21 protein-coding genes and 1 pseudogene are annotated in these 21,147 nt (G+C 41.1%); 4 read left to right on the top strand and 18 right to left on the bottom strand.

Features of this window, described 5'->3' with window-relative positions; all coding sequences use genetic code 11:
* Positions 1 to 143 precede the first annotated feature (143 nt).
* The 18 genes from ACQFX9_RS02435 to ACQFX9_RS02350 all read right to left on the bottom strand — a co-directional run bounded on the left by ACQFX9_RS02435 (position 144) and on the right by ACQFX9_RS02350 (position 14,225).
* A complete protein-coding gene (locus ACQFX9_RS02435) occupies positions 144 to 569 on the bottom strand; it encodes a hypothetical protein (protein WP_427160545.1) in 426 nt (141 codons plus the stop codon).
* Positions 562 to 777: a hypothetical protein gene (locus ACQFX9_RS02430; RefSeq protein WP_427160544.1), complete on the bottom strand. Its 216-nt coding sequence runs from the start codon at positions 775 to 777 to the stop codon at positions 562 to 564. The genes ACQFX9_RS02435 and ACQFX9_RS02430 overlap by 8 nt, the downstream gene beginning before the upstream one ends.
* 243 nt (positions 778 to 1,020) lie before the next feature.
* Positions 1,021 to 1,323 (bottom strand): type II toxin-antitoxin system RelE/ParE family toxin, encoded by a 303-nt coding sequence (locus ACQFX9_RS02425; RefSeq protein WP_427160543.1) that lies wholly within the window; start codon positions 1,321 to 1,323, stop codon positions 1,021 to 1,023.
* Positions 1,323 to 1,589: a ribbon-helix-helix domain-containing protein gene (locus tag ACQFX9_RS02420; protein ID WP_427160542.1), complete on the bottom strand. Its 267-nt coding sequence runs from the start codon at positions 1,587 to 1,589 to the stop codon at positions 1,323 to 1,325. The genes ACQFX9_RS02425 and ACQFX9_RS02420 overlap by 1 nt, the downstream gene beginning before the upstream one ends.
* Positions 1,590 to 1,604: 15 nt before the next feature.
* The gene (locus ACQFX9_RS02415; protein WP_427160540.1) at positions 1,605 to 1,940 is read right to left on the bottom strand and encodes a DUF433 domain-containing protein; all 336 of its coding nucleotides are present in this window, start codon (positions 1,938 to 1,940) and stop codon (positions 1,605 to 1,607) included.
* A gap of 154 nt (positions 1,941 to 2,094) precedes the next feature.
* Positions 2,095 to 2,907 carry an IMS domain-containing protein gene (locus ACQFX9_RS02410; protein ID WP_427160539.1) on the bottom strand — a complete coding sequence of 271 codons (813 nt, stop codon included), beginning with the start codon at positions 2,905 to 2,907 and terminating at the stop codon, positions 2,095 to 2,097.
* Between the two features lie 23 nt (positions 2,908 to 2,930).
* The gene (locus tag ACQFX9_RS02405) at positions 2,931 to 5,726 is read right to left on the bottom strand and encodes a hypothetical protein (RefSeq protein WP_427160538.1); all 2,796 of its coding nucleotides are present in this window, start codon (positions 5,724 to 5,726) and stop codon (positions 2,931 to 2,933) included.
* 244 nt (positions 5,727 to 5,970) lie between these two features.
* Positions 5,971 to 6,657, bottom strand: coding sequence for an SEFIR domain-containing protein (locus ACQFX9_RS02400; RefSeq protein ID WP_427160537.1), 687 nt, complete (start codon positions 6,655 to 6,657; stop codon positions 5,971 to 5,973).
* A 472-nt stretch (positions 6,658 to 7,129) separates the two neighbouring features.
* The gene (locus ACQFX9_RS02395; RefSeq protein ID WP_427160536.1) at positions 7,130 to 7,366 is read right to left on the bottom strand and encodes a hypothetical protein; all 237 of its coding nucleotides are present in this window, start codon (positions 7,364 to 7,366) and stop codon (positions 7,130 to 7,132) included.
* A 132-nt stretch (positions 7,367 to 7,498) separates the two neighbouring features.
* Positions 7,499 to 8,446: a F0F1 ATP synthase subunit gamma gene (locus ACQFX9_RS02390; protein WP_236142992.1), complete on the bottom strand. Its 948-nt coding sequence runs from the start codon at positions 8,444 to 8,446 to the stop codon at positions 7,499 to 7,501.
* Positions 8,447 to 8,546: 100 nt separating this feature from the next.
* The gene (gene atpA, locus ACQFX9_RS02385) at positions 8,547 to 10,067 is read right to left on the bottom strand and encodes a F0F1 ATP synthase subunit alpha (protein ID WP_427160535.1); all 1,521 of its coding nucleotides are present in this window, start codon (positions 10,065 to 10,067) and stop codon (positions 8,547 to 8,549) included.
* 177 nt (positions 10,068 to 10,244) lie between these two features.
* Positions 10,245 to 10,799, bottom strand: a complete 555-nt coding sequence (atpH, locus tag ACQFX9_RS02380; RefSeq protein ID WP_427160534.1) for an ATP synthase F1 subunit delta — start codon at positions 10,797 to 10,799, stop codon at positions 10,245 to 10,247.
* Entirely contained in the window at positions 10,799 to 11,368 is a 570-nt protein-coding gene (locus tag ACQFX9_RS02375; RefSeq protein ID WP_427160533.1) for a F0F1 ATP synthase subunit B, read from the bottom strand. Before ACQFX9_RS02375 ends, atpH begins: the two co-directional genes overlap by 1 nt.
* Positions 11,369 to 11,633: 265 nt before the next feature.
* Positions 11,634 to 12,059: a F0F1 ATP synthase subunit B' gene (locus ACQFX9_RS02370; protein ID WP_103135532.1), complete on the bottom strand. Its 426-nt coding sequence runs from the start codon at positions 12,057 to 12,059 to the stop codon at positions 11,634 to 11,636.
* A 178-nt stretch (positions 12,060 to 12,237) separates the two neighbouring features.
* A complete protein-coding gene (atpE, locus tag ACQFX9_RS02365; RefSeq protein ID WP_008233924.1) occupies positions 12,238 to 12,483 on the bottom strand; it encodes an ATP synthase F0 subunit C in 246 nt (81 codons plus the stop codon).
* 148 nt (positions 12,484 to 12,631) lie between these two features.
* Positions 12,632 to 13,390 (bottom strand): F0F1 ATP synthase subunit A, encoded by a 759-nt coding sequence (gene atpB, locus ACQFX9_RS02360; protein ID WP_236142996.1) that lies wholly within the window; start codon positions 13,388 to 13,390, stop codon positions 12,632 to 12,634.
* 63 nt (positions 13,391 to 13,453) lie between these two features.
* Positions 13,454 to 13,897 (bottom strand): ATP synthase subunit I, encoded by a 444-nt coding sequence (locus tag ACQFX9_RS02355; RefSeq protein WP_236142997.1) that lies wholly within the window; start codon positions 13,895 to 13,897, stop codon positions 13,454 to 13,456.
* A gap of 118 nt (positions 13,898 to 14,015) precedes the next feature.
* Positions 14,016 to 14,225 carry a hypothetical protein gene (locus ACQFX9_RS02350; RefSeq protein ID WP_427160532.1) on the bottom strand — a complete coding sequence of 70 codons (210 nt, stop codon included), beginning with the start codon at positions 14,223 to 14,225 and terminating at the stop codon, positions 14,016 to 14,018.
* 444 nt (positions 14,226 to 14,669) lie between these two features.
* Between ACQFX9_RS02350 and ACQFX9_RS02345 the strand changes: the two genes are divergently transcribed.
* From ACQFX9_RS02345 to ACQFX9_RS02330, 4 genes and pseudogenes are all read left to right on the top strand, one after another.
* Positions 14,670 to 15,326 carry a vWA domain-containing protein gene (locus ACQFX9_RS02345; protein WP_427160531.1) on the top strand — a complete coding sequence of 219 codons (657 nt, stop codon included), beginning with the start codon at positions 14,670 to 14,672 and terminating at the stop codon, positions 15,324 to 15,326.
* 16 nt (positions 15,327 to 15,342) lie between these two features.
* The gene (locus ACQFX9_RS02340; protein WP_427160530.1) at positions 15,343 to 16,125 is read left to right on the top strand and encodes a PP2C family serine/threonine-protein phosphatase; all 783 of its coding nucleotides are present in this window, start codon (positions 15,343 to 15,345) and stop codon (positions 16,123 to 16,125) included.
* A 15-nt stretch (positions 16,126 to 16,140) separates the two neighbouring features.
* The gene (locus ACQFX9_RS02335) at positions 16,141 to 17,418 is read left to right on the top strand and encodes a helix-hairpin-helix domain-containing protein (RefSeq protein WP_427160529.1); all 1,278 of its coding nucleotides are present in this window, start codon (positions 16,141 to 16,143) and stop codon (positions 17,416 to 17,418) included.
* A gap of 369 nt (positions 17,419 to 17,787) precedes the next feature.
* Positions 17,788 to 21,045: pseudogene (locus ACQFX9_RS02330) on the top strand (phycobilisome rod-core linker polypeptide); the annotation flags it as partial.
* Positions 21,046 to 21,147: the final 102 nt, after the last annotated feature.

The following is a 21,147-nucleotide window of genomic DNA, read 5'->3' as shown; positions in this document are numbered from 1 at the left end:
AGTTGGGCTTTTTTTGGATTCCATTCCAACTGCATAAAATAATTAAGATAATCGGCGTTAGGGGTGAAGCGATCGCCATTTCAATAATATGATATCAGATATCGTCCCAGAGAAAGAGCGATCGCAAAATACCCTGATCCAATTTAAGACTGATAGGACTTTGGTTTGATATCAAACAGTAATTGAGAACGGTAGAAACACACATCAAATTCCATGAAGAAGTTGACTTGACCCAAAATGATCGGCAAATTTGTAGCTTGAGTCCATGCAAATACTAATTTTACAGGGTCAAATTGTCCAACAATAGCTTGCACAAGCACGACTCGCGCTTCATACTGAGCAAGATTTCCTGTCAAACTCAGTGCTGTTGTCTGGCGTTCCCATTCATAACCAAGCTCAATTCCCACTGGATAGGGAAGTACGTTGACACTTGCACCAGTATCCAATAAACCTGATGTTTCAACAGATTTTTGTTGATAAATCAGGGTTAGGGGTAAATGTGGACGAAAGCTAGCTTCCCCTGATGTAGCATCACTAGAAACAAAGGGATATCGTTCAGCGTTAAACATGGTCTTGATTTTCAGTATCTTGTAACACTCGTAGCATAGTGTCTGCTGCTTCTACTGCATCATAGGGCGACCACACTGGATAAGACTGGTTTGGTTGAATTAGATCCGTTTCTTGTTTTGCTAGTTCTGAGATTAAAATTTGCATGACATGGAATTTGTCTGCACGACTCAGACCCCGTAATGTCGAGATTAGTTCTGAGGAAACCATGCTATTAACTCTGGTTATTCGAGTTTTCCTCTCTATTTTATTTGCTTTACAAACTCCCACCTAGACAAACACTACAACTTAGCTACGGGAAAATTAGTTGCAGAGGCGATCGCTTTTCGTCTAGTTTCGCTAGTCTCAGATTTTTCAATCACTTATTCGCTTGTGAGGAAGGCTGGAGCTAGATTAGGAATGAGTATTAAATGTATAGGAAATTACAATTAATTTTTCAGGTAAATCAAAAATTTACTCATCCTCTACATCTGCGAATATAGATTCTAAATCCCGATAACCGCTCATTACGCGCACAATCACCACGCTGTCTTCAAAAACTCGATAAAAAATAATGTAGCCATCTAATGGAATTCCTCTCAACCTAGAGTCAAACTTCCCGTAACTCCGTCCTATATTTGGGAACTGAGCTATATTTTGGCATTTTTTATTAAATTCTCGAATAAACTTTTCGCCAGCGTTGACATTGCGAACTAAAAAATAATCCAAAATTTCATCTAAATCTTGGCTGGCTTCCTTGGCAATAAAGTATTCCATTATCTTTGAGTTTCACGGGCTTTCCGTAATTTATCTTCTAGTCGCGCCATCACTACTTCAGCATCCTCTACTTCCCCACGTTCGATAGCCGCTAGCCCCGCAGCTAGTTTTTTCTCAGTTTCTTTTTCCCATTGTTGATAACCTTTCTCCCATTCCTCCAGCAATTTCAATGCTTTGATAATCACATCTTCAGCATTTTCATATCTACCTGTAGCAATTCGGGTTTGTATAAATTGTTCGTATTCCGCCTTTAGTTGGATGTTCATAGTTTTTACATATAGTTACTTAAACGTGTTACTTTTGCCTATAAATATGCGATCGCGCAAGCCTTGTGGATCAAATCTGGCTTGATTCATTGCACGCATCTGTTGTGATTGCTGCTGTCGCTGTTGTAAGTAGGTTTCTACTTCCGATTGGTGATTGAGATAGAACGCGATTGTGGCATAAACATCAGCTAGATTCAGCGATGGATAGCGATAAACAATTTCCTCTGCTGTCACTCCTTGCTTAAAGACGGCAACGACACTATTCAGTGTCACGCGAGTTTTGCCGACGAGCATCACACCGTCTTCATTCGCCTTCAGAGGAGCAGATCCAGCCACAATTGTCAGTGTCATAAGCACCTTCAAGTTTGCTGTTTTGATGGTAGCAAATCTTTGTGTGTCCATCACTAGTTAAATAATATGACAGCAGATATCGCCCCAGAAAAAATAGCTATCAGATTCGACTCTTTCCTGGGAACGTAGTGAAAGCATTTATAGGAATCATGACTTATTCCCCGTCTCCTAAATTTTCATGAGATTCTCTATCAGCTATTTTCCAATTACCATCTTCTAGTTTATTTAAGGTAAATATATAATTAGTAGGAGTATCTTGAGTTGATTTTAAGCTGTCGTATTCGTAAATAAAAACTTCTTCAGTAACTCTTACATCAATTCTTACTAAACTATCACTAGCATAAAAGTAATCAAGAGGTTCGATTTTTCTTTGTCCAAATCTATAATATTTACCATGTTGCTCTAGCTCTTGTTTTAGTGAATCAATTACACCTCCAGGTTTTGTTATATCCTCTAACAATTTACCTGTTGTAATACTAGTAGCAATTTCTGGATCAAAAGGAGGAGCATAAAAGCTCTCCTTTCTTTGCAAATATTCATTAATTAAAGCAACGGATTCTGATTTTGTTAAAGTTCTATTTTTTGGTGGATTAAATGATATTTCTACAGTGGAAGAGTTAGAAGATTGATTTTTAAGCAAAGAAGAGTCTTGATTACTTCTTGATGAATTTAGTAGAAATAATGATCCTATTATAATGACACCCAATATCCATATCCATACCCAAAAGTATTTTGCTAGTGGTATTCCTCGATTTAATAATTTTGAAATAGTTTGTATATCATTGTCTGAAGCTTTAAGCCATTTTTCTAAAACAAACTTTAAACTGTCTTTATTCACTCTATCTTGTGCTATTGCTTCAGGTAACAATCCATTGATAATTTTTCTGTAACGTTTTCGATTGCTCCCTGCGTTGAGCGTTAAAAACCACGCTACAATTTTAAATTCACGTTGTTTACTATCCTGCATATCTAAGTTGCTCTTTTATTTAATTAATCTTTTAGTGCATCGACAAAATAAACTGAGGCTTGTATAGCAATTTCGTGATATGTGGTATTTTCACTTCTTATCCAGCTATACACTAATTCTTCCATAGGAGTCGCTGGGCGCGTTGATCTTGTCCAAACTCGATAATGGCATCCTTTAATTTCAATCTCTTCATCACCACCTGCTTGATTTGCACGTTGATCAAGATAGATGTCGGTTAAGATTTTTTTGAGTATGTCTCTGTATTTATTATCCGTAAGTTTAGGTGGTAAAGTTCCTAATTGAAGTTGCTCAAAATGTTTACTTGCTAAAATACGAATTGCAATAGTAACTGTCTCAGATATAGATATATTGTCATTTTTAAGAGATATTTGAGAATTAGATATAAATCTCTCTTCCTTTTCTACAAGAATATCGAATAAACGCAAGAAAGCATTTTGGACTGTAAGTGTACCTTTTTCTTCATCTTGTTGAACTGCTTCATACACTAGTGCTACAACCTGGAATAATTTTTTAAGCAACTCCAGAGGAAAAGCATCTTGAGATTCGGATTCGGGCAATTTAGCTTTATCGCGGTAGATTTTGGTCAGAGTTTTAATAATTTCGTTGTGTTTGTCCTCTGAAAATTCAGACACTAAAGTTTCCAATTCCTCTTCCATTTGAGGTAAATTGTTTGTGGCTAGTAGACAAATTGCAATAACAACGAAGTCGCACACAAATGGTTCTTTCTCTTCTACAAGAATTCTGTGCAATCGCCTGAAGGCTTGATTAAATCTAAATGGAGTAGATGTTTTGTTGTAATCTATATAGCCGTAGGTTAAGGCTACAGTTCTTAGTAAGGTATGGTACTGGGTAGTTATTCTCCGGTTGATGCTCCACTCCTGCGTACACTCTTTATAACAAGAATCTAGTATTTCTTTGACTGTTGAGGAATCTGTCCCAACAGCGATCGCCAAACTTAGGGCAATGTCCATATTTAGATCAGCGTGCTGTTGTATCATATGCTTAAGTATGCCGTTATCGTATAATTGCCGTAAGTATAACTGCACTACATAGATAAGCGTATTATCCCTAAAGCAATTGCGAACAATAGGCTGTTTATTTTCCGCTAATTCTTTAAGCCAGGCACATAATTCTTCTGATAGTTGAGGTGAGTAATTATAGTCAGTCTTTGCAGCATATCTGACTGCAAGAGCTACAGTAGCTCCGACGCAATCTCTAGCCTTTTTATCTTCATCGGGTTGAGCTTTTCGTATGGCAATGCTATAGAAGCATTGGAGAGTTCCGAGAAATTTTTCTCTTAATAATTTCGATTTCTCCTTATTATTCACATCGTAACGATACCACCGTGCTATTGCTGTCGCTGCAACATTTTGTACTTCATTGTGTTCATCAGCACTTAGCTGGATTAAAGCACCTTGAACGGCACTAGTTGAACTTGTAGAAACTGAACCAAGATCACTGAGTGTTTCAGTAATAGTTTCGCGTAATCGTTTACGCCGATTGGAATTGCCGTACAATTCCCAATTGTCATATTTTGTTCCTACTGAATCTTGTACAAGCTTTACTATTACTGGCAGGGCGGTGATTATCTGCCTGCGGTGACTTTTCCAAGCCACGCTAAATAGTGTCGGACGTTCATTAGAACGCTTGATTTTACTGTTATAGATTTCGATATCAGTTGCGTAAGGTTCTTGCTTGACAAATTTAAACTTATTCAGATCGAATGGATCTTTCGCTTCATCTGTAAAACTGTGATGATTACCCAAATTTGTAAAATCGCAGTAATCGAGAGCTTGCAGAGATGGATCGCGCTGTTGCCACACTTCAGATACTAATTTTTCTAAAGCAGCGAAAAACTGATCTTCAAAAAGGCCATCGAAAAAACTTATACCTATTGCTAGTAATTGTTCGCGGGCATCGAGTTGATAATGATACCATTTTTCAAGGCTAGTTTTGCTATTTTTAGAATCCTGAATTGCCTTATCAATCCTCTCTTTATTTATTGGTTCTTTTTCTGAATTTAGTGAGTTAACACAACGTCCAATACTAGTGAACGTTTTTAACTCTAATTGCTCACTCACACGTTGCCGGATATGCGATTCGAGATCCTTATCTAACAATTTATTTTTGTCTATCCCCTTAATTAGTGCTTCTGCTAATTCCTGTGGGTTATATAAGTTTTCATGTGGTACTTCCCAAAATAGTTTTTTTATTTCTTGTCCTAGAGACCACTTATCATAAGGTATATTTGTCGAAACAATAACATAATTATCACTATTTTTAGCAGCATTCTGAATTTTTTGTAAATCTTTATTGACGTGAATAGGTTCTAAATTACACAGAATAAAAATAGCATTATTATATTCATTATCTTTTTTATGTTTTTTCTTCAAAATTTCTACATTACTAATTCGTGTTTTTTCATCACAAGTCAATTCCCAAACATAGAGATTGCTATTCTGTGGTGATTCTGTATTGCTATTTTGTGGCGATTTTGTTTGGTTAATATTTTCAACAAGTACCATCGCTATGTACTCTGTTATATCTAGTTGATCTTCATGACTGCCACCTATCATCAATAATCTTTCGTTCTTGATTATTTGAATTAGCTTATCTTTTTCTAATAAGTTTGGAAATTCAGGATATTTATACTTATCGAAATTCTGTTTCTCAGCCCAAACAATATCTGATTGCTCATTTTGATATATTATAGTCTGTTGTCCGTAATTAGCAGCAACAGCAAATCCATGATTAATATCTACTTTCTGTTCGGCACTTGGGTTATTATTACTCTTCATAATGTTAGTTTTAAGCCTATTCTTTTATCGTTAAAATAACAATTTTAGCCATATATTATGCTGAATTTTCACGTCATGTAAAAAAGTCCACTAAAAATCTAACTTCCAAACCAGAAATTTAAAATCTTTCCTGGTAGGAGAGAGATTTTGAAAGAGGTTTTCCATCTCCTGTAGAAAGTCACATATTATCAGCTTAATTTACATAAATGTAATGGTGGAATCTCTTGAAATTGACTATTTATTATTAATAGTTAATAGTTTGATTCCCATAATTAATACCATTCACAAAGCCAGAATTATTACGTATATCTTGATGTATATTTTGTGCAGTCCCAGGATTTGGGTTTTCACTATCAATCTCTTCAAAAGTCTGTTGACGTTCGCGCGGGGGTAATGGTGGTAACGGACGCGGTGGTAAATCTACGACTTTACCCAAAGGAGGCTTTTGAGCCGCAGGTTGGTTTGTAATTAAGCGGTAGAGTTTTTCATATTCTTCGTTAATCTCTAGTCTATAGCCACTAAAGGAACGTAATATTTCCGGAATATTTTTAGACTCTCCATCAGGAAATAACACAGGTATAAACTTGTTAGTTTTTTGATAGGTCTCGTAGAGTTCTTGGAGAATGATAGCTCCCTCCCAAGTGACTCCTTGTCCTTTTCCTGAAACTTCTTGACCCCAAAACCGCCTATAGTAATTCTCAGTACAAACAACAAGCACAAAATCAGCCCATTCGAGTTGATTCCTCATCCATCTAGGCCACCCCTCATCTAGTGATTCTCTATACTGATCAATGTTGCAGTCAATGCCTTCAGCCCGTAATCGATTAGAGAAAATTAGAACTCTATCCTTATGTTCCTGTGAATCATGACTGTAGCTAATGAAAACTTTTGGGGCATCAGAATCATTATTTATAGTTTCATTGGTGTTCATGGGAAATAGTTATTATTTTTTTAATTTGTGCTAAGTATTAAACTGTAATTTATAGTAAAGTACGTTATTTTTATTTGATCTCAAGATAATTAATATTCACAAATCCTTTCTAAAGTGTTGCAAAGTATGATGCTTTGATTTACTAAGTTAAATCTACATAATAAAGCCAAACATAAAGTCAAACTATATAAAAAAGATTAACGAAGTCAAAATTATCTCCCGTTCAATCTCTTGCTTACTGCTTTTCACCTTATACTAATCACATCGGTCTTATAACAAAAAATAGCTAATCGCTAGTTTTAAACTCACAAGCAATTAGCTGTTAATTATAGTTAGCAATTGACTTATTCCTAACCGAGAGCTTCTGCACTAACAACAACCTCAAGCAGTTGTTGATTAATTGCTGCTTGGCGGGCTTTGTTGTAAAACAAGGAAAGATTTACACACCTGTCCGTCTGATACATTAGAATTGTTAGGCAACTGGTTGCATTGAACTTATTTGCCCTAACTCAACACTCACGGCATCAAAGCGATCGCCTCCTGGATGGTAGGATAAAATTTCTATCCCAATTGGCTCACCACTTACCCCATCTTTGATCAAAATCACCCCGTCTCCATGCTCAGTGGCAATTTGGTTTTTTCTCGGTACTTGCCAAAACACACTTAATAGCTCCATTTCTGGTTCGTAAAACACCTTTATTTGAGCCACACTGTTTCGCCCTCCTTATTGAGAGTTGTATCACATTTGTTTGTCGCATATGCCCAAAACTAAAAATAGCTAATCGCTAGTTTTAAATCACCAGCAATTAGCTATTAATTATAGTTAGCAATTGATTTATTCCTAACCGAGTGCTTCTGCACCACCAACAACCTCAAGCAGCTCTTGAGTAATTGCAGCTTGGCGGGCTTTGTTGTAAGACAAGGAAAGGCTTTTAATCAATTCACCAGCGTTATCACTGGCGTTGCTCATCGCTGTCATCCGTGCTGCTAGTTCACTAGCGGCAGATTCTTGCAATGCTCGCAACAGTTGGTTGCCCAAATATAGGGGTAGCAAGGAATCCAGAATTTGTACTGGGTCTTGCTCGAAAATCATGTCGCGGGGTAAGGGACGTGCTTCGCTAGTCACTTTTTGCCGTTCCACTTCAAACTGACCGCCACGGGTGGTTAAGCGGAAAATTTCGTCGTCGGCTGCTTCTAAACCTTGGGGGTCAAGAGGTAGCAAAGTTTGCACTACGGGACGAGAACTTACCAAGGAGACGAAGCGAGTATAAATTAACTCGATGCGGTCTACTTTCTCAGAAAGGAACAAAGACAGCAATTCGTCCGCAATCTTAGTGGCTTCCTCAGCAGTGGGGATTTGTTCTAAACCAGTATAAGTAGCGTCAATTGGTTGTTCGCGGCGTTGGAAGTATTGAGCAGCTTTCCGTCCCACGATGACGAAGGTGTAATCTATACCTTCTGCTTTTAGTTCCTTGGTACGGTTTTCAGCACGACGGATGACGTTGCTATTGTAACCGCCACACAAACCGCGATCGCCTGAAATTACCAACAAACCTACTGATTTCACTTCCCGTTTTCTCAGGAGTGGGAGGTTAGCTTCTTCAAAGCGCAAACGGGTTTGCAGACCGTAAAGCACCTGCGCTAGTCTGTCAGCGAAGGGGCGAGTTGCTAGCACTTGTTCTTGCGCTCTCCGCACCCGCGCCGCCGCTACTAGGCGCATCGCTTCTGTAATTTTTTTGGTGTTCTTGACCGACTGAATGCGATCGCGTATTGATTTTAGGTTAGGCATATTCTCTTAAGTTCCCAGTCAATAGTCTCTAGTCGAAAATTCATAGTCAATAGCCATTAATTTGTGAACTAATGACTAATGACCAATGACTAATGACCAACTACGCTGCTGCTTTGAAGGTCTTTTTGTAATCTTCTAAAGCAGCCTTCAAGGATTTTTCTTCGTCATCACCTAGCACTTTGCTACCTTGTACTGCGGTGTAGTAGGGGGTAGCACCAGATTTCAAGTAATCTCTGAAACCCTTGGTGAAGGTGGTAACTTTGTCAACGGCAATATCATCTAAGTAACCGTTGATACCAGCGTAGAGAATAGCTACTTGTTCAGCTACGGACAGAGGCTCGTTTTGGGGCTGTTTGAGCAGTTCCCGTAAGCGTTGACCTCTAGCTAATTGGTCTTGGGTGGCTTTATCCAAGTCGGAAGCGAATTGCGCGAAGGCTTGGAGGTCGTCAAACTGAGCTAGTTCGAGTTTAATCTTACCAGCAACTTTCTTCATCGCTTTGGTTTGCGCCGCCGAACCTACACGGGATACGGAGATACCGGGGTTTACAGCCGGACGAACACCGGCGTTGAACAAGTCAGAAGATAAGAAAATCTGACCATCGGTAATGGAAATTACGTTGGTAGGAATGTAAGCGGAAACGTCACCAGCTTGGGTTTCGATGATAGGTAGTGCAGTCATGCTACCTTTACCCAATTCGTCGCTGAGTTTAGCAGCGCGTTCCAACAAGCGGGAGTGAATGTAGAATACGTCTCCAGGGTAAGCTTCCCGTCCGGGTGGACGACGCAGCAGCAAGGACATTTGGCGATAAGCTTGTGCTTGCTTGGACAAGTCGTCGTAAACTACCAGGGTTGCTTTGCCTTTGTACATGAAGTATTCGGCAATGGTCGCGCCGGTGTATGGTGCGAGGAATTGCAGGGTAGCAGGGTCACTGGCGTTAGCAGCAACAACTACGGTGTAGTCCATCGCGCCTTTTTCTTGCAAGGTTTGGACTACGTTCGCAACGGTGGAAGCTTTTTGACCAATAGCGACGTAAACACAAACTACATCTTCGCCTTTTTGGTTGATGATGGTGTCAATGGCGATCGCAGTTTTACCTGTTTGACGGTCGCCAATGATCAATTCCCGTTGTCCACGACCGATGGGAATCATGGAGTCAATAGCGGTAATCCCAGTTTGCATTGGTTCGTGTACGGAACGACGCGCAATAATACCAGGTGCAGGAGATTCAATCAAGCGGTTTTCGCTGGTTTTGATGTCACCTTTACCATCGATAGGACGACCCAAAGCATCAACGACACGACCAATCAAGGATTCGCCTACACCGATTTGAGCGATTCTACCAGTAGCGGTGACAGAACTACCTTCTTGGATTTCCCGGCCTTCACCCATCAATACCGCACCAACGTTATCTTCTTCTAAGTTTTGGGCGATACCAACAGTACCATCTTCAAATTCCAACAATTCACCCGCCATAGCCTTTTCTAGACCATAAATCCGGGCAATACCGTCTCCAACTTGCAGAACAGTACCTACGTTAGCAACTTTAACCTCTTGGTCGTATTGCTCGATTTGCTGTTGAATAATGCTACTAATTTCGTCGGGTCTAATTGATATGCTCATGGTGTATCTTTTTTTCTTGCAAGACGGAAGAATTTGATAGTAATCAGTAGAGTGGTGAGTGCTGAGTGCTGAGTGCTGAGTGCTGAGTGCTGAGTGCTGAGTTGTAGATTCTTCTACACCACTGCTCCTCTGCTTTGTTCTCCCAGTCTCTAGTCACCAGTCCCCAGTCCCTTCTCCCTAGCCATTCGTTAAGCGTAAAGACAGGCGACGGAGTTGACCCCGTAAGCTGGAATCAATTACTTGTGAGCCGACTTTGATGATCACGCCACCAATTAAATCGCTGTCAACTTTAGTTACCAGTTCTACTTGACGAGCTTTGGTCAGTGCGATAACTTTCTGCTCAATTGCCTGTTGCTGTTCTGGTGATAGGGGAACAGCAGAGGTGACTTCCGCTAACACGGTTTGATTCAACTGCCGCAACAGTGCTAAATACTGCTGTAGAATTTCTTCCAAGAAGAAAATGCGTCGTTTGTCTACTAACAGTAGCAAAAAGTTGCGTAAGTAAGAGTTAGCTTGCTCGCCCAAAATTTGCGAGATCACCCCTTTTTTTGTATCTGGTTTAATAAAGGGGTTATCTATGAAATTTTTTAGCTGTTGAGAATTCTGCACCAGGTCAATTAAGGTACGAGCATCGTTACCAAACTCTTCGGTGAGATTTTTGGATTTTGCTAGTGACATCAAAGCCTGTGCATAAGGCTGGGCTATTTCAGCTGTTTCTACAGTACTTTTCATTACCGTCCTCCCACCTGAGCGATGCTACGGTCAATGATGGCTTGCTGTACATTGTCAGCAATTCCCGACCGCAGTTGTGACTCGACTTTTTCTAATGCTAGGGCGGCTACTCGCTGCCGCAGTTCGGTCAACGCGCGCTCTCTTTCGGTGTTTAAATCAGCTGCTGCTGATTGTTTCAAGCGTTCTACGTCTTGCGCTGCCTTGGCCAATAGGGCTTCTTTAGTTGCCTGGGCATTTTCTTCGGCTGCTTTGCGGATGCGCTCTGCTTCAGCCTGAGCCTGGGTCAACTGTTCTTGCGCTTGGGAAAGAGCAGCTTGTGCGTCTTTTAAGCGTTTTTCGGCATCCTGAATCGCTGTAGCAATGTTGGACTTGCGTTCAGTCAGGATATTGCTTAAAACTTTACGTCCAAAGTAGAATAGTATGCCTATCAGAATCGCCAGGTTAATGACATTGGTTTCCAGGATGTCTAGGTTTAGACCGAAACCACCTTCTGCTGCGCCTTCTGCCAACTCAGAGTGAACAGCGTGCGCTTCTGCGGCAAGTAATAAGAAATTGCCCATGATACCCATTTACAAGTGCGCTGCTCGCTTGTTAGTACATTGTATTTTCCCCCAGGAAATTTTAACCTCTTTACTTCCTAATCAGAAATCAAGCGTCTTCATTTCCCGATGAGAAAGGTGTCTTTATTTGACACTTAATTAAGCGCGCTGGGACTTTTACCCAGTTGCGCTTATTGTTGACAGTTATCAGTTATCAGGTATCAGTTATTAGTTATTTAGTCATCAATCAGGAATTTCTGCTTTGATCACTGTTCACTGTTCACTGCCCACTGATTTAAGCTGCTGTCCCTAATAGTTTTCCGAGAATTTGCTGGCTGAGGCTATCCACTTGCTGCTCTAAGGAGCGCATAGCTTCTTGCTTTTGTTGCTCGATTTCAATGGCAGCTTTTTCTCTTTGAGCTTGAGCTTCCTGTTGTGCTTCGGCAATCTTTTGGGCAGTAATGGTTTTAGCGTCAGTTTGGGCTGCTTCTGCAACTGCTAGTGCTTGCTTGCGTGCATCTGCTAATTTTTGCTCGTATTCTTGAGCTAAACGTTCAGCTTTCGCCAAGCGTTCTTTTGCATCCAGGGTATTGGTGCGGATGTAGTTATCGCGATCGTCCAGTACCTTGGTAATTGGCTTATAGAATATGGCATTTAACAATGCTGCCAACACCAAGAACTGCAATGCCATTAATGGCAAGGTAGCATCGAAATCAAACATTTCTCTCCTGTTGAGGTTGGAGTAGGAGTTTTCATGGCTAACAATTACATCCAACCTTTGATATTTTAGAGACCCATAGCCAACAAGGGTCAACTGACATCAAAGCTTAATACCCACAATCTTCACGTTTGTAGAGGCGTGATATTTCACGTCTCTACATTGATCAATCTTTTAGGGATTAGGAAAAGGGGTTAGCGAACAGCAATACAAGGGCAATAACCAGACCGTAAATAGTCAGGGATTCCATGAACGCCAAGGTTAATAGCAGAGTACCGCGAATTTTGCCTTCTGCTTCGGGTTGACGAGCAATACCTTCTACTGCTTGACCAGCAGCGTTACCTTGACCGATACCAGGGCCGATTGCAGCCAAACCAATTGCTAGAGCAGCAGCCAGAACTGAAGCAGCAGAAACTAATGGATCCATGTTGATTTTCCTTGCTTTAAGTACAGAAATAACAAAAGTTAACTAGTTAAGACGTGTTTTTTCACGCTGCACCGAGTTCTTACAAATCGCGCCAGGCGACATTTTGAGCGTTAATGCTCTTTTTGAACTGTGCTAACAACTGAGGGCGTTAATGCTCCTCATGCTCGTCGCCGTGTCCTTCCATCGCCTCATGAATGTATGCCCCAGCTAGGGTAGCAAACACTAACGCCTGGATAGCACTGGTGAATAAACCCAAGGCCATTACAGGTAGAGGAATGAACAAAGGAACTAACAGCACTAATACCGCCACAACCAATTCATCCGCCAAAATGTTTCCGAAAAGACGGAAGCTTAGGGAGAGGGGCTTAGTAAAATCTTCCAGGATAGCGATCGGCAACAATACGGGTGTTGGCTCTATATACTTCTTAAAGTAGCCCAAACCCCGCTTGCTGAACCCTGCATAAAAGTATGCTAAGGAGGTCAACAGTGCCAATGCTACCGTCGTATTGATGTCGTTGGTGGGAGCTGCTAATTCACCTGATGGCAGCTTGATTAGCTTCCAAGGAATGAGTGCGCCTGACCAGTTCGATACGAAGATAAACAAGAACAATGTACCAATAAATGGTACCCAAGGGCGGTATTCTTTCTCACCCAGTTGGTTTTTAGCCAAGTCCCGAATAAATTCTAGGGCATATTCCATCAAATTTTGGATGCCACTGGGAATTTTTTGGGGGTTGCGGCTTGCAGCTAGTGAAGCTATTACTAGCAAGCTAATTACAAACCATGAGGTGAGGAACACTTGCCCATGAATTTTGAGATTGCCCAATTGCCAGTAGAAATGATGACCCACTTCTAATTCGGCTAGGGGAAAAGAATTAAAGGCGTTTAAGACACTAAGCATTTGCATTCTTCAAGCATTTTCCCCAAGGAGCGAGGATGGGTGTATTGTCTTTAGTGAGCCTGATTTGTTTTAAGAATCAGGATTGAACGCAGTTTGCACCATGTAGACGAGGAGTGTGCCTTTATAGGTGAGAAATCCCAAAAAAATGGGCATCACTTGTAGATCGCGCCATTGAGTTGCTACTATAATCAACCCAATGAACAGAGCAAAACGATTTTTGCTCAAACGCTTTTTCTCCCCACCAAGCGACTCAACGTCTTTAGCTAGCATCTTTAAGTAAAACACACCTGTACACGCCCCTAATAAATAATTCAGGGCAATGTTGAGGGAATAAAAAATCCACACCGAGATGAATATTATCCCAGTCAGGACAAGTGTGATTACCAACAACTTCTGGTAGAGTTGATAGAACTCGCTCATGGAAGTGTTGACTGGTTCTGTGTCCTCAAAACCAGATTCAGCATCTTGTGGTGTTGTCGGATTCGGTGCAATTGATTCTTCTGACAAGCTCACGGGACTTGAAACCAGTACAGCTAACTATATGATGACTGCACATTCAGTCAGCTGAATCATATCACGATCCGGTAACAATACTTTAGAAAAAAACAATTAACTTCTTTTTTTGGTGGGATTAAGAAGGGTTAGAGGTGAGAGATTGTTTCATGTTGGGTAGAGTGTGGCGGTGATTGGCTTGTAGGGAATTTCCAGCTATTGCTGTGATGATGAAGTCGGATTTAAGTGCATCAGTCAGTTTTGGAGAGTGTTTTGTAGAGAAGCGATACATCGCTAACTGCGCCGCTACTGCTGAGTTCACAAATTTCTGACTTGTAGGGTCATTCATCACCCAGGTTTTGGAGCAACTGCTGGGTACACTTCTACTTTACATGAGATTTAGTTCTAAGGTGTGGTGGGCGATCGCTCATCGTGCCATAGCCTTTGTATTGACTCTTTCAGCATTATTATTTACGTCTGTAATTATAAACACTTCTGTATAAGCGATCGCCTGTTTTCGGTTTCTATGTGTGGACAAGGATGCTCAATATCTAATTGATTTGCTTATTATTCAACATCAACGTCGGTCAATCATATTTTATCAAGTATGTAAAATCACGGTAAAGTCTCTTATTTTGAGACAATAGTCTAATTTTTTGATGTCTACTTCTAAGTGCGGTACAAGAAGAATATTTCAGCTAATTATTCAGTAATAATACCCTTATTTAATCATATATAAGCGCATAGATTTAAACAATACAAGTATTATATTTTACTAACTCAGGAGTATCGGATGGCGATAGGATTCCCTGAATTTGTAGAAAATCCAGAAAACCGTTGTCCAGTGATTCTATTACTGGATACCTCTGGCTCTATGAGAGGTCAACCCATTCAAGAGTTAAATCGAGGGTTGGCAGCTTTTAGGGAAGATGTTTTAAAAGATGCTCAAGCTTCCCTCAGTGTAGAAGTGGCTATTGTCACATTTGGCCCGGTGAGGTTGATGCAAGATTTTGTGACCATAGATCAATTTACACCACCCAAGCTAGAAGCAGAGGGTGTTACACCAATGGGTCAGGCGATAGAGTATGCTTTGGATTTATTAGAAAACCGGAAACAAACTTACAAAGATAACGGTATTCTTTACTATCGCCCCTGGGTATTTTTAATTACTGATGGTGCGCCTACAGATTCTTGGGAAGGTGCAGCGCAAAGAGTGAGGGAAGCAGAAGAACGTCGTAGACTGTCATTTTTTACTGTTGGCGTTCAGAGTGCGGATATGAATAAACTCAGACAAATTGCTCCGCCTCAACGTCCACCAGTGATGCTGAATGGCTTAGATTTTCGGGCTTTATTTGTTTGGCTTTCTACTTCCATGAAAAGAGTTTCTAGCGGAAAAGTCGGTGAGGCTGTAGCATTACCGCCTGTGGGATGGGGTCAAATTACAACCTAAATTTTAAGGATTTTTTATGGGTTGGAAAGCTATTACTCGTTCTGCAACGGGAACAAGTCATCAAAGCCAGAAAATGCCTTGTCAAGACTACGGGTGTTCTCGCATTTTTAATGATGTGATTGTTGGTGCAGTTGCTGATGGTGCTGGTAGTGCTAAATATGCTGATGTTGGTTCTAAATTGACGGTAGAAACAGTCATCAAATGTTTTTCTGATATTAATGAATATCCTGAAAATCAAGAGGAAATAGAGCAAAATTTTTCTCAACCACTGTGTCAAGCAGAAGCAGAGAAATTGTTTACTAAAATTGTGAACGGAGTTATTCAAGAATTAAACGAACAGGCATCTAAAGAAGATTATTTAATCAATGATTTAGCTTGTACTCTTTTAGTTTTTGTGGCTACTCCCCACTGGCTTGCAGCTATGCAAATTGGGGATGGATTTATGGTAGTACGCCCTGAAAAATCAGAAGAATATAAACTGTTATTTCATCCAGATAAAGGCGAGTTTGCTAATGAAACTACTTTTATCACTTCTAAGAATGCACTACAAGAAATGAAAGTCTGCGTTATGGCAGAAGAGCAAGCGTTTATTTGTGCTTCTACTGATGGTCTGGAAAAAGTAGCTATTCGTTTGCATGACTGGACACCATTTCCACCTTTCTTTAAACCTTTTGAGGAATATTTGCACGAAACACCAAACCCAAAAGAAGACTATCAATATATAGATGATTTTCTCAATTCCGAACGGCTAAATTCCCGCACTGATGATGATAAAACTTTGCTTTTGTGCCTTTGGTAAAGAGAGTAAAATTTTATGACCCTTCTCATCTGTGGTAGTACGAGTGAATCAATTAATCTCTTGGGTGAACCGATAGCTAAGAGTGGTGAAGGTACTATTTGGCGAACTAATCATGGTCACTTAGCCAAAATCTATCATTCATCAAATATTGAGCGTGTGCAGAAGTTAGAGGTGATGATAGCACACCCACCTAAAGAACCGAATTCTCATCTTAATCATGTTTCTTTTGCTTGGCCTAAGTCTACTCTGAAAAATGCCCAAGGTGATTGTGTAGGATTTTTGATGCCAGAAATTAAAGGTGCAAAAGAACTCATTGATATCTACAATCCTCAGCGTAGAAAGAGCCTAAAACTTCAAATTGATTGGCGTTTTTTACACGTAACAGCACAGAATCTTACTTCAATTATTGCGGCTCTTCATACTGCTGTTTATGTATTGGGTGATATTAAGCCACAAAATATTTTGGTAAATAATCGGGCTTTAACTTCAATTATTGATACAGATTCTTTTCAAGTTCGTCATCCTAGAGATGGCAAGATTTATCGTTGTCTAGTAGCTTCACCAGACTATACACCAGCAGAACTGATTGGTAAAGATATTGCTAGCATTAATCAAACAGAAGTACATGATCGCTTCCGTTTAGCAGTCATTATCTATCAATTACTGTTTAGTGGTCAAAGTCCTTTTGTGGGTCATTGGACAGGTGCGGAGGAAACTCCAGAACCCAATGAAATTATCCGTCGGGGTTTATGGCTGTATGCACCAAATAGTCTGTTAAAACCTGTAGACAGGACAATTCCCTTTGAGATTGTTCATCCAGAAATTCAACGATGTTTTTTTAGATGCTTTAACGATGGTTATCACAATCCTCATCTACGCCCATCAGCTAGGGAGTGGTTACAAGCGTTAAAAGTAGCTAGTAATGAGCTAATTTTATGCGGTAGGGTAGATAGTCACTACTATAGCCAAAGTTATGGTAAATGCTATTGGTGTGATCGCTCTACACAACTCAGAGTTGATATATTCCCTGGCTTGGCTAGACCAAAACAACAATCTGCTTTTGTTGAATCAACATCACCACATACTAAACCTGTAATAACCCAACCACCAACAAAACCTACCGCTACAACTGATTCAGATTCTTATCTTGTGTTTTTTGTTGTGACTAGTTTGGTCTTGTTGCCTTTTGCTTTAACTGCTGCTGTGATAGCAGGGGGTAGCGGGGCAACAGGGTTGATTGTATTAGGTGTGGCTGTTTTGCTTTGCTTCATTGCATTTGGCCAACCTGAATAACTTAATAAATATCTCTTCACCAAGGCCAAATCCTTAACTTTTTGTGTTCCAATAAGAAACTAGAGATTAAAAGCAAATTAGAACTTTTTTGGTGTTTTTCTTAAGAAATGTAACAAAAATGAGATTTTGTCTCAGCCAAGCGAGAGTACGCACTTCTTGAAATACAGGGATCGAGACGAAAATATCTACATACTTCTTAATAATTCAACAGTGGAAACGCAAAACGTTCTAATCTAAAAGCTGACTGGGTTAATTTTACTGGCAACTTTGTAGGCAATAATCACAACGCATAAGTACACCGATGTGTCAAGCCTCAAAACAACCCAGACTTAACACATAAATGATTATGATGGGAGTTTTAAAAATCCAATGAGTGTTAAGGCGAGTGGTGGAAGCTCTGTTGCGCGCCCGCAACTATATCAAACCTTAGCTGTAGCAACCATTTCCCAAGCGGAACAGCAAGACCGCTTTTTGGGATCTGGTGAACTAAAAGAACTAGCAAGCTATTTTGCATCTGGTGCAAAGCGTTTAGAAATTGCCCAGACCCTCACAGAAAATTCTGAAATTATCGTCTCCCGTGCTGCTAACCGGATTTTTGTTGGTGGTTCGCCAATGGCTTTCTTAGAAAAGCCAGCACCAGAACCAGAACTAGCAATGGCGGCAGTTGGCGCGGGTGGAGATGTGAGAGAAGGGATGAAACTAGGAACTGTCACCTACGTGGAAACCCGTGGTGGATTCTTAGAAAACTTGCGCTCCATCTTCAATACATCTCCTAGTGGCCCAACCCCACCAGGATTTAGACCCATTAACGTCTCTCGTTACGGCCCAAGCAACATGGCCAAGAGTTTGCGGGATTTATCCTGGTTCTTGCGCTATGCTACTTATGCGATCGTCGCTGGCGACCCCAGTATCATTGCTGTAAACACTCGTGGTTTACGCGAAATTATTGAAAATGCCTGTTCAGGGGAAGCAACTTTAGTCGCTTTGCAAGAAATCAAAGCAGCATCGTTGTCTTACTTCCGTAAAGATGCTGAAGCCACAGACATTGTGTCCCAGTATATGGATGTATTGTTGACCGAATTCAAAGGAGCTACACCTTCTGCGAAAGTACGTCAACGTCCCTCCAGTGACCAACAAGGTTTACAACTACCCCAAATTTACTTCAACGCTGCGGAAAGAAGACCCAAGTTTGTCATGAAGCCTGGGTTATCTGCCACAGAGAAAAATGAAGTAGTCAAAGCAGCCTATAGACAAATCTTTGAGCGCGACATTACCCGTGCTTACAGCTTGTCTATTTCTGACTTAGAATCCAAAGTCAAAAACGGCGACATCTCCATGAAGGAATTCGTCCGTCGTTTGACAAAATCTCCCCTTTACCAAAAACAGTTTTACCAACCTTTTATTAACAGCCGTGTTATTGAATTAGCTTTCCGTCACATTTTGGGACGGGGGCCAAGTAGCCGCGAAGAAGTACAAACCTACTTCTCCATCATTTCTAACGGCGGTCTACCAGCTTTAGTAGATGCTTTGGTAGATTCTCAAGAATACAGCGACTATTTTGGGGAAGAAACAGTACCTTACTTGCGTGGTCTGGGTCAAGAAGCCCAAGAATGTCGTAACTGGGGGCCACAGCAAGACCTGTTTAACTACAGTGCGCCTTTCCGCAAAGTACCCCAATTCATTACCACATTTGCAGCTTACGAACAGCCATTACCCGACCAACACCCCTACGGTTCTGGTAATGACCCCTTGGAAATTCAATTTGGGGCGATTTTCCCCAAAGAAACACGCAACCCCAGCACCAGTCCCGCACCTTTTGGCAAAGATACCAGACGGATATTGATTCACCAAGGGCCGGGAATTAATAACCAACTGAGTAACCCTGGTGCTAGAGGTGTTGCTCCTGGTTCTTTGGGTGCGAAGGTATTCAAATTAGATCAATTGCCTGGGACAATTGGCAAAAAAGCTCCCAAGGGAACAAGCGTTAGATTCTCTGAAAGCTCTACTCAAGCCGTAATTAGAGCTACTTATCTACAAGTGTTTGGCCGCGACCTTTACGAAGGTCAACGCCTGAAAGTACAAGAAATTAAGCTAGAAAACGGCGACATTTCTGTTAGAGAATTTGTTCGTGCCTTGGCGAAGTCGGATGTATTCCGCAAAATGTACTGGACATCCCTGTATGTTTGTAAAGCAATTGAGTACATTCACCGCCGCTTGTTAGGTCGTCCTACCTACGGTCGTCAAGAAATTAACAAATACTTTGACCTGGCCTCCAAAAAGGGCTTTTATGCGGTGGTCGATGCCATCATTGACAGCGTAGAGTACAATGAGGCTTTTGGCGAAGATACAGTTCCTTACGAACGTTATTTAACTCCTGCGGGTGTAGCACGGCGACAACTGCGCGTGGGTAGCATCCGGGAAGATGTCGGTGCAAAAGTCGTTAAGGAAGTTACACCCAGCTTTGTAGAACTTGGTGCGGTGACGGAAAAACGTGCCGTGTCTGATGTAGACTCCCGCATCAAACAAGGTGTTACTAAGCAACGGGAACAAACCAAAGTCTTCAAGCTAGTAGCCAACACTGTTGATAAAGCCGCAGTTAAAACTTTGATTAGTGCTGCTTACCGCCAAATTTTCGAGCGTGATATTGCACCGTATATCGTGAAAAACGAATTTACGGTTTTAGAAAGTAAATTGGGTAACGGCGAAATCACAGTCAAAGAATTTATTGAGGGTTTGGGTTACTCTAACCTGTATCTGAAGGAATTCTACACACCTTACCCCAACACCAAAGTCATTGAGTTGGGAACTAAGCATTTCTTAGGACGCGCACCTGTTGATCAAGCAGAAATCCGCAAGTACAACCAGATTTTGGCGACTCAAGGAATTCGTGCTTTCATTGCAGCGTTGTTGAATAGCCAGGAGTATCGTGAGGTGTTTGGCGAGGATACAGTTCCTTATCGTCGCTTCCCCACCCTGCCGGCTGCCAACTTCCCCAACACCGAAAGACTGTACAATCAACTCACCAAGCAAAATAATGAAGTGGTTGTACCCAGCTTTAAGACTGTAAAACCACGCATTGAAACTGATAAGACACCAATTTTAGCGAAGGCGATCGCAGATTTAGCGGCGGAAGCTAAACAACTCCACCAAGTCCAAGAATTGGGACGTTCTATCAGCTATGGTGATCAACAATCTCTAGAAGTAAATCGCCAACCTGTCCGCATTCATCGCCTGAGTGCAGGTACAAACCTAGCCGCCAGACAGGAAGTAATCAACGCTATTTACTCTCAGGTTATGGATGTACCAACCGGACAAGTTCCAGAAAACTTCCGTCTGGTTGACCTAGAAAGTAAACTCAGCAATGGTGAAATTTCCGTCCGCGAGTTTGTCTGTGAACTGGCTAGTTCCGATAGCTATTGTCAGCGTTTCTATACTCCCTATCCCACCGCTAAGGTAGTGGAACTCCTGTTCCGTCACCTGTTGGGACGCACACCAGCCAACTCTGAAGAAATCAACCAATACGGCAGAATCTTGGCTGATAGCGGTTTACGGGCGACTGTGACAGCAATTGTCAACAGTGCGGAGTATGGCAGCTACTTTGGCGAAGAAGTAGTTCCTTACACACGTTAAACAAGAGTGCTGAGTTAAAAGTGCTGTTAGCGGTAGCGCGGCGTTTAGCCTCTGCTGAGTGGTGAGTGCTGAGTTAAAAGACTATTTCTACTTGACTCA

The sequence above is a fragment of the Aliinostoc sp. HNIBRCY26 genome (assembly GCF_050235535.1).
GTDB lineage: Bacteria > Cyanobacteriota > Cyanobacteriia > Cyanobacteriales > Nostocaceae > Trichormus.
Note: the sequence above shows the minus strand (reverse complement) of the source record. Positions and strands in the feature narration are given on the sequence as shown.

Excerpts from the sequence above, each read along its gene's own strand:
- ACQFX9_RS02375 (WP_427160533.1), bottom strand. The coding sequence starts at position 11,368 with ATGGGTATCATGGGCAATTTCTTATTACTTGCCGCAGAAGCGCACGCT.
- ACQFX9_RS02345 (WP_427160531.1), top strand. The coding sequence starts at position 14,670 with ATGGCGATAGGATTCCCTGAATTTGTAGAAAATCCAGAAAACCGTTGT.
- ACQFX9_RS02425 (WP_427160543.1), bottom strand. The coding sequence starts at position 1,323 with ATGGAATACTTTATTGCCAAGGAAGCCAGCCAAGATTTAGATGAAATT.
- atpA (WP_427160535.1), bottom strand. The coding sequence starts at position 10,067 with ATGAGCATATCAATTAGACCCGACGAAATTAGTAGCATTATTCAACAG.
- ACQFX9_RS02350 (WP_427160532.1), bottom strand. The coding sequence starts at position 14,225 with ATGAATGACCCTACAAGTCAGAAATTTGTGAACTCAGCAGTAGCGGCG.
- ACQFX9_RS02400 (WP_427160537.1), bottom strand. The coding sequence starts at position 6,657 with ATGAACACCAATGAAACTATAAATAATGATTCTGATGCCCCAAAAGTT.
- ACQFX9_RS02390 (WP_236142992.1), bottom strand. The coding sequence starts at position 8,446 with ATGCCTAACCTAAAATCAATACGCGATCGCATTCAGTCGGTCAAGAAC.
- atpB (WP_236142996.1), bottom strand. The coding sequence starts at position 13,390 with ATGCAAATGCTTAGTGTCTTAAACGCCTTTAATTCTTTTCCCCTAGCC.
- ACQFX9_RS02370 (WP_103135532.1), bottom strand. The coding sequence starts at position 12,059 with ATGTTTGATTTCGATGCTACCTTGCCATTAATGGCATTGCAGTTCTTG.
- ACQFX9_RS02410 (WP_427160539.1), bottom strand. The coding sequence starts at position 2,907 with ATGCAGGATAGTAAACAACGTGAATTTAAAATTGTAGCGTGGTTTTTA.
- ACQFX9_RS02435 (WP_427160545.1), bottom strand. The coding sequence starts at position 569 with ATGTTTAACGCTGAACGATATCCCTTTGTTTCTAGTGATGCTACATCA.
- ACQFX9_RS02340 (WP_427160530.1), top strand. The coding sequence starts at position 15,343 with ATGGGTTGGAAAGCTATTACTCGTTCTGCAACGGGAACAAGTCATCAA.
- ACQFX9_RS02335 (WP_427160529.1), top strand. The coding sequence starts at position 16,141 with ATGACCCTTCTCATCTGTGGTAGTACGAGTGAATCAATTAATCTCTTG.
- ACQFX9_RS02430 (WP_427160544.1), bottom strand. The coding sequence starts at position 777 with ATGGTTTCCTCAGAACTAATCTCGACATTACGGGGTCTGAGTCGTGCA.
- ACQFX9_RS02415 (WP_427160540.1), bottom strand. The coding sequence starts at position 1,940 with ATGACACTGACAATTGTGGCTGGATCTGCTCCTCTGAAGGCGAATGAA.
- ACQFX9_RS02420 (WP_427160542.1), bottom strand. The coding sequence starts at position 1,589 with ATGAACATCCAACTAAAGGCGGAATACGAACAATTTATACAAACCCGA.
- atpE (WP_008233924.1), bottom strand. The coding sequence starts at position 12,483 with ATGGATCCATTAGTTTCTGCTGCTTCAGTTCTGGCTGCTGCTCTAGCA.
- ACQFX9_RS02405 (WP_427160538.1), bottom strand. The coding sequence starts at position 5,726 with ATGAAGAGTAATAATAACCCAAGTGCCGAACAGAAAGTAGATATTAAT.
- atpH (WP_427160534.1), bottom strand. The coding sequence starts at position 10,799 with ATGAAAAGTACTGTAGAAACAGCTGAAATAGCCCAGCCTTATGCACAG.